The organism is Arenimonas sp., assembly GCF_019459675.1.
Lineage (GTDB): Bacteria > Pseudomonadota > Gammaproteobacteria > Xanthomonadales > Xanthomonadaceae > Arenimonas.
The window spans coordinates 1-11,705 of the sequence record NZ_JAIBFH010000253.1; the positions used below are offsets into that span (position 1 = coordinate 1).

Here is an 11,705-nt window from a genome sequence, read left to right on the forward strand (position 1 = left end):
TTTCCGGGCCTAAGCCGTGCTTGCCCGGGGCAGCTTCGCCACCCGCCGGCGCCGCGGGCGCCGGGCTGGGGCTGCAGGCCGACAGCGCCAGGGCGGCGGCGGCAAATAGCAGGGTGTGCTTCATGGGTGGGGTTCTCCAAACGCGTGAACCCCTGATTCTAGCGGCAACCTGCCGGCCCCGCAGGGCCGGCCCGGCGCGGCTCAGTCGCGCGGCGGCAGCTTGTCGGTATAGGCCCGCGCGGTGGCGCCCGTCACCGGGCCGATCTTGGCCGTGGTGTGCACGAACAGCTCCACCTCACGTTCGAACACCAGGCTGCCCTCGACCACCGACCCCGGGCCGATGACCACGCGCGGGTCGCGGTTCTTGCCGCTGTTGAACCAGCCCATGCTCGGCTTTTCCACCAGGATGCCGCCACGCACCCGGGTGTCGTCCAGGGTGATGTCGCCGTTGGTGGTGCTCAGGCCGCCGGCAATGGCCGCGCCTTCAAACTTCAGGCCGCCGTTGACGGTCTCGACGTTGCCGCCGACCTGCACGCCCTGGCGGCCACGGATGCCGCCGTTCACCGTGGACACGTCGCGCTCGACGATCGCGCCTTCGGCCAGGCTGATGCCGCCGTTCACGGTTTCCAGCGAGCCCACTTCAGCCTGGTCGCCGACGTTGATGCCGCCGTTGACGGTCTCGGCGCTGCCCACGCGGGCGCGGTCGGCGATGCTGATGCCGCCGTTGACGGTTTCCGCCGCGCGCACCACGGCGCCTTCGCGCACGGTGATGCCGCCGTTCACCGACTCCAGCGACCCGTACTCCTGGCCCGACTGGGCGGTGATGCCGCCGAACACCTTGTCCACGTTCTGCTGGGCGAGGGCCGGGCCGGCGGCCAGGGCGAGGGACAGCGCGATCAGGGAGGCAAGCGGGGTGGTTCGCATGGGGTGGCTCCTTGGGAATTGCCCAGTGGGATGTCGCCGGGGTGGGGAATGGTTTAAACCGGTTCAGCCGGCGAACGGTCCCAGTCTCCCCGGCGGGGCTACAATTTCCCCGTGCCATCCGTCCCGGAGACCGTCTTGCCTGCCGCCAGCCACCGTCCCAAGCCCCTGCTGCTGCTGATCCTGGACGGGTGGGGCCACCGCGAAGAAACCGCCGACAACGCCGTGGCCCAGGCCCGGCTGCCGAACTGGCGCCGCCTGCTGGCCGAATTCCCGCACACCCTGGTGCATACCGAAGGCCGCCACGTCGGCCTGCCCGATGGCCAGATGGGCAATTCGGAAGTCGGCCACATGAACATCGGCGCCGGGCGCATCGTCTACCAGGACCTGACGCGGGTGGACGCGGCCATCGAAGACGGCAGCTTCTTCGACAACGCCGAACTGGTGGCCGCCTGCCGCGCCGCCAAGGCCAATGGCGGCGCCCTGCACCTGATGGGCCTGCTGTCGCCGGGCGGCGTGCACAGCCACGAAGACCATCTGATCGCCATGATCGAACTGGCGCGCCGCGAAGGGGTGGGCGACATCGCCATCCATGCTTTCCTGGACGGCCGCGACACGCCGCCGCGCTCGGCCGAAGAAAGCCTGCACAAACTGCTGGCCACCTGCGCCGGGGGCGACGCACACATCGCCACGCTCAGCGGGCGCTACTACGCCATGGACCGCGACCAGCGCTGGGACCGGGTGGAGAAGGCCTACCGCGCCATCGCCGAGGCCGATGCCGACGACGTTGCGTCCGACGCCATCACCGCGCTGCACGCCGCCTACGGCCGCGGCGAAAACGACGAGTTCGTGCTGCCCACCGTGATCAACGGAGGCCGCGCCATGCGCGACGGCGACGCGGTGGTGTTCATGAACTTCCGCGCCGACCGCGCCCGCCAGCTCACCAGCGCTTTCGTGGCCCCCGATTTCAGCGGCTTCGCCAAGCCGCGGGTGCTCGCGCTGTCGCGCTTCGTGTGCCTGAGCCAGTACGACGCCACGCTGCCCGCGCCGGTGGCGTTTGCGTCCGAGGACCTGCGCAACACCCTGGGCGACGTGCTGGCGGCCAACGGCCTGAGCCAGCTGCGCATCGCCGAAACCGAGAAGTACGCCCACGTCACCTTCTTCATCAGCGGCGGCCGCGAGGCCCTGGTGGCGGGCGAAGAACGCATCATGATTCCCTCGCCCCAGGTCGCCACGTACGACCTGCAGCCGGAAATGAACCTGCCCCAGCTCACCGCGCGCCTCACCGACGACATCCGCGCCGGCCGGCACGACGTGATCCTGTGCAACATCGCCAACCCCGACATGGTCGGCCACAGCGGCATCCTGGCCGCCGCGGTGAAGGCCGCCGAAGCGGTGGACGACGCGCTGGGCGCGATCAGATCGGCGCTGGAAAGCGTGGGCGGCGAGATGATCGTCACCGCCGACCACGGCAACCTGGAAATGATGCGCGACCCCGACACCGGCCAGCCGCACACCTCGCACACCGTCGGCCCGGTGCCGCTGGTGTACGTGGGCCGGCGCGCCGCGCTGCGCGACGGCGGTGCCCTGCGCGACATCGCGCCCACGCTGCTGTACCTGCTGGGCCTGCCGGCGCCGCCGGAAATGACCGGCCGCCCGCTGGTGCAGCTGGCTTGAAGACGGTCGCGGGGCTGCTGGTGCTGGCGCTGTGGCTGGCGCCGTCGCTGGCGCACGCCCAGACGGCGCCCGAACGGGCGAAGAAGGAAGCCGCGGCGCAGAAACAGCTTGATGCGCTGCGGACCCAGATCAAGGCCATAGCCACCGAACAGCGCGCGCTGGAAGGCGAGCGCGGCGACGCCACCCGCGGCCTGCGCGAGGCCGATGCCAAGGTCAGCGACGCCGTGCGCAGCCTGCGCCAGACCGAGGCCGGCATCGCCACCCAGGAAATCGAGCTGCAGCAGCTGGAAAAGCAGAAAGCCGCGCTTGAGGTCGGCCTGTCCGAACAGCGCGAAGCGCTGGCCACGCTGGTACGTTCGGCCTACGCGCTGGGTCGGCACGAACAGCTCAAGCTGCTGCTGGCCCAGGACCGCATGAGCGACCTGGCGCGGGTGCTGGCCTACCACCGCTATTTCCAGAACGACCGCCAGCAGCGCATCAGCGGCCTGCTGGCCGAGCTGCAGCAGTTGGCGCAGGTGGCCCAGCAGATCATCGACCAGCACCAGGTGCTGGAGGCCGCGCGCCTGCAGCAGCAGGCCGAGCTGACCGCGCTGGAGACCCAGCGCAGTGATCGCGCCGGCGTGCTGGTGGCGCTGGAAAAGCGCTTCAAGGACCGGCTCACCCGCCTGGCCGCACTGGGGCGCGATGAGAAATCGGTGGTGCAGCTGCTTGAAAAGCTGCGCGACGCCGTTGCCGACATCCCGCGCCAGGTGGACGACAACCGCCCGTTCGCCAGCCGCCGCGGCCAGCTGGGCCGGCCCCTGGCCGGCCGCGCGCTGGCGGCGTTCGGCGGCCGGCTGCCCGATGGGCGCAGCAGCGACGGCCTGCTGATTGGCGGTACGGCCGGCGCCGAGGTGCGCGCCGTGGCGCCGGGCCGGGTGGCCTACTCGGACTGGCTCAAGGGCTACGGCCTGCTGACCATCATCGACCATGGCGACGGCTGGATGAGCCTTTACGCTTTCAACGACGCCCTGCTCAAGGACGTGGGCGACTGGGTGCGCGCCGGCGAGCCCTTGGCCACGGTGGGCAGCTCGGGTGGCCAGGGTCGTCCGGCGCTGTATTTCGAGCTGCGCCGCAACGGCCAGCCGCAGGATCCCAAGCCGTGGCTGCGTCCCTGACCGCGGCGGGCGCATAATCACCGCATGCGCCCTATCGTTCCGCTGCTGCTGGCCCTGGCTGTCACCCCCGTCGCCCTTGCCGACGATGCGTTGTCCCCGGTGAATCCCGACGTGGCCGAGGCCACGCCGCGCACGGTTCCGCTGGCCGAGATCCAGCGCTACGTGTCGGTATACCGCGCCATCCAGGACGCCTACGTCGAACCGCTGGCCGACGAAGCGCTGATGAAGGCCGCCCTGCGCGGCCTGCTGGCCGACCTCGACCCCCACAGCGCCTATCTCGAAAAAGACGAGGCCCAGGACCTGCTGGAACAGACCGAGGGCGAGTACTCGGGCATCGGCGTGGAGATTGAACAGCGCCCCGACCGCAGCCTGATGGTCATCGCGGCCATCGACGGCACGCCGGCCCAGCGCGCCGGCCTGCGCGCGGGCGACACCATCATCGCCGTGAACGGCAAAGTGCTGGCCACGCGCGGTGCCGACGCGGCCAGCCGCGAGCTGCGCGGCAAGCCGGGCACGCGCGTCACGCTTACCTTCGTGCGCCCCGGCGACGCCGCACCGCGCGATTTGGTGATCACCCGCGAAACCATCCGCGTCACCAGCGTCAGCAGCCGGCTGCTCGAGCCGGGCTACGGCTACCTGCGCATCAGCACCTTCCAGTCCGACACCGGCCCGCAGGTGAAGCGCCAGCTGACGGCGCTGGCCAGGCAGTCCCAGGACGGCCTGTCGGGCCTGGTGCTGGACCTGCGCAGCAATCCCGGCGGCCTGCTCAACGCCGCGGTGGAAGCGGCCGACGCGCTGCTCGACCAAGGCCTGATCGTGCGCACCAAGGGGCGACTGCCGTATTCCAACGCCAGCTTCTATGCCAAGGCCGGTGACGCCCTGGACGGCGCGCCCGTGGTGGTGCTGGTGGACGCCGGCACCGCCAGCGCGGCCGAAGTGCTGGCAGGCGCGCTGCGCGACCACAAGCGCGCGGTGGTGATGGGCAGCCGCACGTTCGGCAAGGGCTCGGTGCAAACGGTGGTGCCGCTGGACAACGGCGATTCGGTGAAGCTCACCACCGCGCGCTATTACACGCCCAGCGGCAAGTCCATCCAGGCCAGCGGCATCCGCCCCGACATCGTGCTGCGCGGCAAGGCCAGCCGTGGCCCGCTGGAACAGGACCTGCCCGGCCACCTGGGCGGCGACGACGAAACGCCCGGCGGCATCGGCCGCGGCGAAGTCATCGAGGGCGACGACGCCATTGCCCGCGCGCTGCTGCAGCTCAAGGCTCGCCGCAATCCCGTCGTGGCCAAGGCGCCAGCCGCCGGCTGACGCGCCGCGTTCAGCGATCCGCGGCGCCAGCCACCAGCAACAGGGACAGCGGGCGTTGGGTGTCCGGGTGCGCGGGCTCCTGCAGCTGGTCGATGACGAAGCCGGCGTGGGACAAGTCGGCCAGCCAGGTTGCCAGGGTGCGGAAATACCAGGGCATGGGCTCGGGGAAGGCCTGGTCCCCGATGCCGGCGAAGTCCTCAAGACGCCAGCCGTCGCGATACGGTTCGTCGCCGCAGGCGCTCCAGGGGTGCACGGTCTGGATCACCAGACGGCCGCCCGGCGCAAGCAGCCGGTGCAGGTCCGACAGCATTGGCACGATGTCGCATTCAAGCAGCGCGAAGTTGCAGGCCAAGGCATCGAACCGGCCCAGCCGCGGCGCGGCGTCGGCCAGTTCGGCGTAGCGCAGCAGTTCGAAGCGGCCGCCGCCCGCGGCCCGGGCCGCCTCCACCAGCGGCGCCGAGACATCAATCCCCACCGCCTCGATGCCGTGCGCGGCCAGGGCGCGGCACAGCCAGCCCTCGCCGCAGCCTACGTCCAGCACGCGCGCCGGGCTCAGCGCCAGCAGCGCCTGCTCGATGGCGGCGGCGGTGGCCAGCCGACGGCTTTCGATGCGGCCGCTGCGCACGGCGTCGGTCCACGCGGCGGCGTTGGCGGTCCAGCTTTTGATCAGGCGGTCGTGTGGCGCCACTATCGCGCCCCCTCGGGAACAAAGCCCGTCTGCTGCAGCGACGCCAGCGGCGCGAACAGCGGCGAGGGCAGGGCGGACCACGGGAACCATTCCCAGCCCGCGCATTTGTCGGGCTCCAGCCGCTGCGCTTCGCCGCTGGCGTCCTGCGCCACCATGAACAGCGTGACGTAGTGCAGGCCCTTGGCGGCCGCCACGTTGTTGGTGAACGGCCCGGGGGCAAACACGCTGGCCTGCAGGCCGGTTTCTTCCGCCAGCTCGCGCTGCGCGCAGCCTTCGATGCTTTCGCCGAACTCCAGGTGGCCGCCGGGCAGCGCCCAGGTGCCTGCGCCGTGCGCACCCAGCCGACGGCCCAGCAGCACGCGGCCGTCGCGCACCGCCAGCACCGCCACGCCAATGCGGGGTAAGGGCGTCATGCCTGCCTGGCCGTCAGCGGCGGACAAACAGCGCCACCGCCAGCACGAACGCCTGCAGCGGCAGCGACGCCGCCGGCAGCCGTAAGCCCAATTCCAACTTCAGCGCGAACAGCCGCGGCTCGAAAATCTCGCCCAGCGCGCTCCCGGAAGCATCGACGATGGGGAAGCGCTTGCGCCACGCGGAGGTTGAGGGCATCACTTCGGCGTGCATGGGGGCCGTCAGCCTGATCACCGGCAGCCGCCGGCCGGACTCGAAGGTCACCTCGGCGCTGCACAGCACATCGTGCGCGGGCGATTCGAGCGTATAGCGCAGGTCGTTGGTGAAGCCGCGCCGCGTGTGCTCGTGCCGCAGCAGCCAGGTCTGGCCCTGCAGGCGGATCTGCACGTCGCCCTTGCTCGAACCCGGCGGGTGGACCGCCAGCCGGGCATTCTTGGCCTGGGAGAAGGTGGGCAGGCTCAATCCGCCCAGCACGCTGCCCGAGGGCGACAGCAGTTCGTAGTCGAAGCCATGCCACATGGACCGCTGCCGCAGACGCATCACGTCGCTACGGGCAGGTGTGTGCAGGTCATCCATGGCCGGACTGCCCGGCGCAGGCCCGGGCGCTGCGTGCGGTCTTCATCGCTTTTCCTCCATCAGCGCCACCAGATTGCCATCCGGGTCGCGCAGGAAGCCAGTCCACAGCGCATGGTCGGGCATCTGCGCGGCCAGCTGCGGCGCACGCTCGGCCGTGCCGCCGCGCGCCAACACGGCCTCGAACACCGCCTCGATGTCCGAAACCTTGAAATAGAGGATGGAATTGCCGCCCACCGTTCCGGCGCCCTGCGGCGTGCTCAGCATCAAGCGCACGGCGCCGGCCTGCACGAAGGCCAGCGTCGGTGAGGGGCTGAAAAGGAAGTCCAGGCCCAGGCAGTCGCGGTAGAAACCCAGCGCCTTGCCAACGTCACTCACGGTGATGGCGATTTGGCCGATGTCCGAGACTTTTTCCTGCATGGCTCGACTCCTGCGTTCGGGTGAAGCTCCTGGGGTTATCGCGGCTTGAGCGGCATCGGGAAGGGCGTGACTACCTTTTCGCCGGTGCTGGCGTCGCGGATGCTGACGGGAGCCTTGCGGTCGACTTCCTCCACGCGCACCACGCTTTGCATCGGCAGGTGCAGCACGCGGGTGTTGGCGAATTCGTCGCGAAGGCGTTCTTCGGTGGGGTCCACCACCACGCCTTCGTTCACGTCGAACACCAGGTCGGCCACTTCCGTGAAGCCCCACAGCGAACTCGACGCCACGCGCCGCGCATACAGCTCGTAGATCTTGCCGGCGTTGTGGAAAGTGATCTTGTAGAGGACGCGGCTGTTCATGGCGCGATTATACGAGCAGGCGTGGACCCGGGTGCTTTCGAAGCTTCGATGGCCAGCGTACCGCGCTCACCAGCGCGGCGCTGCGCCAGCATGGCGGCGAAAAGTCGCTCCAGGTCGCGCGCGAACGCCGGCGGGTCGAACAGGCCCGAGGCCGGCACGGCGGCCTGCACGCGCTGGCGCAGCGCCGCCCGCGCGCGATCGTCGTTGCCCAGCGCGATCGCCATCGCCACCCATTCGCGGCGCCCGGCGGCGACGCATTCGTCGAGGCCCGCGGCGTGCAGCAGGCTGCCGGCCATTCGGCTGGCGAAGGTTTCGCCCAGGAACGCCAGCAGCGGCACACCCACCCGCAGCGCGTCGCTGGCGGTGGTGCCGGAATTGTAGGGCGTGGTGTCGAGCGCGACGTCGGCCAGCGCCAGTCGCGCCAGATGTTCGTCGCGCGGCAGTTTTCCCGCCAGCACGATGCGGTCGCCTTCCACGCCGCGCTGCTGTGCCTCGCGCCGCAGGTTCCCGCCGGCCAGCGCGTCGCGCGGCTGCGCCAGCCACAGCACGCTGCCCGGCACGGCGCGCAGGATCTCGCACCAGTCATCCCAAAGCGGCGGGTTGAACTTGTAGGTCTGGTTGAAGCTGCAGAACACCACCCCGCGCTCGGGCAGGCCCTGCGCTGAGCGCGCGGGCGGCGCGGCAATCGGCCCCAGGCCCGCGTTGGGTTGGAAGCTGCGCGGCAGCAGCGCCAGGGACTCGCTGAAATGCGCCGCCATGGCGGGCGGCGTGGCCACGGCGTCACCGATCACGTAGTCGGCCAGGCGCGGCGCGCCCAGCGTGCCGATGTAGCCCAGCCACTGCGCGATCACCGGCGCCGGCCGGCGCGCAGCAATGCCCACGCGGCCGCTGCCGGTGTAGCCGGTCAGGTCCACCAGCACGTCCACGCCGTCGGCGTGGATGCGCGCGGCGGCGGAGGCGTCATCCATCGCGTTCAGGTCCACGAAGACGTCCGCGGCGTCGATGGCCTTGCGCCGCCAAGGGTCGTCCGCCCCCGCCGCGCGATAGGCGTACACGAACACCTGCACCGCCTCCCGGTCATGCGCCGCCAGGACGTCGCTCACCAGGTACGACACGGCGTGTTCGCAGAAATCGGCGGACAGATAGCCAATGCGCATGCGCCCGCCCGGCTCGCGCACCTGCGCGGCCAGCGGCGGCAGGGCCAGCACGGGCCCCCACTGCGACTGCGCGAAGGTGTTCGCTGCGGCGCGCTGCTGTGCCGCCGTGGCTTCGGGCAGCGACAGCAGCAGGTGCGGCGAGAAGTCGCTGCGCTGCGTCGCGGCGAGGGCCTGCAGCAGCTGGTCGGGTGACAGCGCCGCGTCGGGCCGCCAGTCGGCCAGGTGTCGCCGCAGGTAAAGGCCGTCGCCCAGGCTGCGCAGGTCGCCGGGGTCCAGGGCCACGGCGCGCCGGTAACTTTCCAGCGCGTCCCCGCGCTGCCCCTGGTGTTCCTGCAGGCCGCCCAGCTTCTGCCAGGCCAGTGCCAGCGAAGGGTCGCGGCGCGTGGCCTGCGCATAGGCCTGCCCGGCCTGGTCGGTGTGGCCCAGCGCCTGGTGGGCGAAGCCCAGGTTCACCAGCACGCCGGCGCCGGCGCCCAGCGCCAGTGCGCGTTCGAAATAGCGCGCCGCCGCCGCATGATCGCGGCGAACGTGGCAGACCACGCCGGCCAGGTTCCAGGCATCGGCGTTGCCGGGCTCGCGTTTCACCACCGCATCTATCAGCTGCAGCGCTTCGGGCAGCCGTCCCTGTCGGAACGCCGCCTGGGCCTGTGCGAGCAGCGGAACGGTAGCCAAGGCGCGATCGCCGCTAGCGCGGCTTGGCCGGCGTCGGGCGGGGCGTGCAGCGGGCGTGGACGATCATGGCGCGAGTATACGAGTGGCCTCAGCCACCGCGCGAGCGCCGCGCCAGCGCCGGCTTCACCACCAGCGCGTACAGCAGCCCCACGCCGAAACCGGCCAGGTGTGCCCACCACGCCACGGCGCCGAAGCTCGGCCCGACGAAGGTGAAGATCAGCTGCAGCACCGCCCACAGGCCGATCAGCAGCGCGGCCGGCACCTTGATGAATTCCAGCCACACGCCCAGCGGCACCACGACGCCCAGGCGCGCATTCGGGAACAGCGCCAGGTAGGCGCCGATCACGGCCGACACGCCGCCGCTGGCGCCGATGATGACGCGCGCCGGCGTGCCCATCAGCAGCGCGGCCGCCAGGTTGGCCAGTGCGCCGCCGGCCAGGAACAGCAGCAGGAAGCGCCACGGGCCCAGGCTGCGCTCGGCCGGCAGCCCGAAGATGAAAAGGAACAGCAGGTTGCCGACCAGGTGCACCGGCCCCTGGTGGATGAACAGCGCGCTGACCAGCGTCAGCAGGCGCTCGTCGCGCATCGCCGCGCTCCACTCGGTGACGCTGCCCGACAGCGTGCCCCAGCGCAGCAGCGTGGCGCGCCACGCCGCGTCGTCGGGCAACAGCGATATCCAGATGAAGGCGGCCACCATCAGCGTGGCGAGTGCGGCGGTGGCCCATCGCATCTGCGGCTTGCGCCGGTTGGGCAGGAAAACGAAAACCATGATCGCCTACGGTCGCGCCAGCAGAAGTCGCTGGCCGTTCACGGAGAGTACCAAGCCATCGCGACGGATTTCTTCCAGCACCACCCCGGCCGCGGGACTCGCCCCTTGGCCCAGCCGCTGGCCGTCCAGGATGACAAAGCGTTGGCCGGGATCTTCGGCGAAGACATGCATGCTCAGCTTCAGCGGCGGCAGCGCGGCGCGTTCGCCGGCCGCCAGCGCGCCGAGGCCGGGCAGCGCCTCGGGCGCGGCCGTGACCGCGGGCGGTGCGGCCACGGGGATCGGCGCGACGATGGTTTCAGGGCGCGGCGCGGCGGGCGCGGCCAGGCTGGCGGCGGGCTCGGGGACCTGGGCGGCCGCGGCCGGGCTGGCGGCGGGTGCGGGGGCCTGGGCGGGTGCCGGACGAGGCGCCAGCGTGATCGAGGGCAGGGCCGCGGGATCGGACGGCGCGGGCTCGTATGGCGGGCTGACTGGCGCGGGCGGTGGCTGCGCCGCCGTCCCGGCGACGCCTGCGGCGGCGACGGACTTGGGCGTGCCGGATGCCGGCCGCGACCACTCGCGCCAAGCCCAGGCCAGCAGCACGGCCACCAGCAGCGCGCTCAGCACCCAGGCCCAAACCGGCAGGCGCTTTTGGCGCGAATGCGCCAGCTGCTGTTCGACGAACAGCCCGGGCGCGCGCCCGCGCTGCCGCTCCGCCTCGGACTTGCGCAGGGCTTCGAGGATCATCGACATCAGTCCAGCACCCGTCGCAGTCGCGGCCCGTCGCTGTCGCCGGACGACAGCGCCATCAGCGTTTCCGGACCAATCACGCCGTCGGCCACCAGGCCGTGCGCGGTCTGCACGCGGCGCACGGCCACCAGGCTGGCGGCATCAAGCACGGCGGGGCCGGCGTCGGGGGTGTCCAGGCCGGCGCGGTCGCGCAGGCGGTCGTGGATCCAGTCCACCGCCGGGCCGCTGTCGCCCGCTGCGGGCGGCGGCGCCAGGAACGCGGGGCCGCGCCAGATTGCGGCGTAGTCACCGCGCCAGGCGCGTTCAAGCGCCAGCCGGTCGGTGTCGAAACGGCCGCCGCCCAGCCACAGGCGCACGCGCACCGCGTCGGCGCCCAGCAGCAAGGCCCAGGCGTCCCCTTCGCTGCTTTCCAGGCGCAGCAAGGTGGGCCGGCCCAGCGCCGCCAGCTTGTCCAGGCTGGCGCGGCCGCGCAGGCAGAACAGGCCCGGCGCCAGTACCGGCGGGCAGTTGGCGACATCGGCCAGCGCCGCTTCGTTGGCGCGCACCGTCCACAGGCCCAGCAGCTGGCCCCAGGCGCCCTGCGGCGAATCGCCTGCCAGCCGCACGCGCTGGTCCAGCGCATCGCCCGGCAGGTAGGGCACCACGTCCACCACTGGCGCCGCCACCCTGGCGGTCGCCGGCGCGGGCACCGGAGGCGGACTGGCCCTGGGCCAGAACAGGAAGGCCAGCACCACGCCGGCCAGCACGACGCCCATGCCGGCGGCCAGCGTCGGGCGCGGCGGTTTGGGCAGCCCCGGCGCCCGCGCGTGGCGCGCGGGCGGGGGGGCCCCCCGGTGGCCGGGCGGGGGCGGGGGGTGGGGGGGG

General features: G+C 71.8%; 13 protein-coding genes. 3 read left to right on the forward strand and 10 right to left on the reverse strand.

Annotated features, from left to right (window positions below):
* Window positions 1-201: 201 nt before the first annotated feature.
* The gene (locus K0M70_RS08450) at window positions 202-924 is read right to left on the reverse strand and encodes a hypothetical protein (protein WP_290781360.1); all 723 of its coding nucleotides are present in this window, start codon (window positions 922-924) and stop codon (window positions 202-204) included.
* 135 nt (window positions 925-1,059) lie between these two features.
* Between K0M70_RS08450 and gpmI the strand changes: the two genes are divergently transcribed.
* The 3 genes from gpmI to K0M70_RS08465 are packed head-to-tail and all read left to right on the forward strand — an operon-like array spanning window position 1,060 to window position 5,066.
* Entirely contained in the window at window positions 1,060-2,598 is a 1,539-nt protein-coding gene (gpmI, locus tag K0M70_RS08455) for a 2,3-bisphosphoglycerate-independent phosphoglycerate mutase (protein ID WP_290781361.1), read from the forward strand.
* Window positions 2,595-3,755 (forward strand): peptidoglycan DD-metalloendopeptidase family protein, encoded by a 1,161-nt coding sequence (locus tag K0M70_RS08460; protein WP_290781362.1) that lies wholly within the window; start codon window positions 2,595-2,597, stop codon window positions 3,753-3,755. The genes gpmI and K0M70_RS08460 overlap by 4 nt, the downstream gene beginning before the upstream one ends.
* Before the next feature lie 24 nt (window positions 3,756-3,779).
* Window positions 3,780-5,066 carry a S41 family peptidase gene (locus tag K0M70_RS08465; protein WP_290781363.1) on the forward strand — a complete coding sequence of 429 codons (1,287 nt, stop codon included), beginning with the start codon at window positions 3,780-3,782 and terminating at the stop codon, window positions 5,064-5,066.
* A 10-nt stretch (window positions 5,067-5,076) separates the two neighbouring features.
* On the opposite strand, the gene K0M70_RS08470 is transcribed toward K0M70_RS08465, so the two are convergent.
* The 9 genes from K0M70_RS08470 to K0M70_RS08510 form a co-directional block, all read right to left on the reverse strand.
* Window positions 5,077-5,754 (reverse strand): class I SAM-dependent methyltransferase, encoded by a 678-nt coding sequence (locus tag K0M70_RS08470; protein ID WP_290781364.1) that lies wholly within the window; start codon window positions 5,752-5,754, stop codon window positions 5,077-5,079.
* Complete coding sequence (locus tag K0M70_RS08475; protein WP_290781365.1) at window positions 5,754-6,167, reverse strand: NUDIX hydrolase; 414 nt, start codon at window positions 6,165-6,167, stop codon at window positions 5,754-5,756. The genes K0M70_RS08470 and K0M70_RS08475 overlap by 1 nt, the downstream gene beginning before the upstream one ends.
* 13 nt (window positions 6,168-6,180) lie before the next feature.
* The gene (locus K0M70_RS08480; RefSeq protein WP_290781366.1) at window positions 6,181-6,741 is read right to left on the reverse strand and encodes a hypothetical protein; all 561 of its coding nucleotides are present in this window, start codon (window positions 6,739-6,741) and stop codon (window positions 6,181-6,183) included.
* A 42-nt stretch (window positions 6,742-6,783) separates the two neighbouring features.
* Window positions 6,784-7,158, reverse strand: coding sequence for a VOC family protein (locus K0M70_RS08485; protein WP_290781367.1), 375 nt, complete (start codon window positions 7,156-7,158; stop codon window positions 6,784-6,786).
* A gap of 35 nt (window positions 7,159-7,193) precedes the next feature.
* Complete coding sequence (locus K0M70_RS08490) at window positions 7,194-7,517, reverse strand: DUF1820 family protein (RefSeq protein WP_290781368.1); 324 nt, start codon at window positions 7,515-7,517, stop codon at window positions 7,194-7,196.
* The gene (locus tag K0M70_RS08495) at window positions 7,514-9,346 is read right to left on the reverse strand and encodes a tetratricopeptide repeat protein (protein WP_290781369.1); all 1,833 of its coding nucleotides are present in this window, start codon (window positions 9,344-9,346) and stop codon (window positions 7,514-7,516) included. The genes K0M70_RS08490 and K0M70_RS08495 overlap by 4 nt, the downstream gene beginning before the upstream one ends.
* A gap of 88 nt (window positions 9,347-9,434) precedes the next feature.
* A complete protein-coding gene (locus K0M70_RS08500; protein WP_290781370.1) occupies window positions 9,435-10,115 on the reverse strand; it encodes a rhomboid family intramembrane serine protease in 681 nt (226 codons plus the stop codon).
* A gap of 6 nt (window positions 10,116-10,121) precedes the next feature.
* A complete protein-coding gene (locus tag K0M70_RS08505) occupies window positions 10,122-10,844 on the reverse strand; it encodes a general secretion pathway protein GspB (protein WP_290781371.1) in 723 nt (240 codons plus the stop codon).
* A partial coding sequence (locus K0M70_RS08510; RefSeq protein WP_290781372.1) for a peptidoglycan-binding protein occupies window positions 10,844-11,705 on the reverse strand: 862 nt, incomplete at its 5' end. The genes K0M70_RS08505 and K0M70_RS08510, both read right to left, overlap by 1 nt.

Excerpts from the sequence above, each read along its gene's own strand:
- K0M70_RS08490 (WP_290781368.1), bottom strand. The coding sequence starts at position 7,517 with ATGAACAGCCGCGTCCTCTACAAGATCACTTTCCACAACGCCGGCAAG.
- K0M70_RS08485 (WP_290781367.1), bottom strand. The coding sequence starts at position 7,158 with ATGCAGGAAAAAGTCTCGGACATCGGCCAAATCGCCATCACCGTGAGT.
- K0M70_RS08475 (WP_290781365.1), bottom strand. The coding sequence starts at position 6,167 with ATGACGCCCTTACCCCGCATTGGCGTGGCGGTGCTGGCGGTGCGCGAC.
- K0M70_RS08450 (WP_290781360.1), bottom strand. The coding sequence starts at position 924 with ATGCGAACCACCCCGCTTGCCTCCCTGATCGCGCTGTCCCTCGCCCTG.
- K0M70_RS08500 (WP_290781370.1), bottom strand. The coding sequence starts at position 10,115 with ATGGTTTTCGTTTTCCTGCCCAACCGGCGCAAGCCGCAGATGCGATGG.
- K0M70_RS08505 (WP_290781371.1), bottom strand. The coding sequence starts at position 10,844 with ATGTCGATGATCCTCGAAGCCCTGCGCAAGTCCGAGGCGGAGCGGCAG.
- K0M70_RS08465 (WP_290781363.1), top strand. The coding sequence starts at position 3,780 with ATGCGCCCTATCGTTCCGCTGCTGCTGGCCCTGGCTGTCACCCCCGTC.
- K0M70_RS08480 (WP_290781366.1), bottom strand. The coding sequence starts at position 6,741 with ATGGATGACCTGCACACACCTGCCCGTAGCGACGTGATGCGTCTGCGG.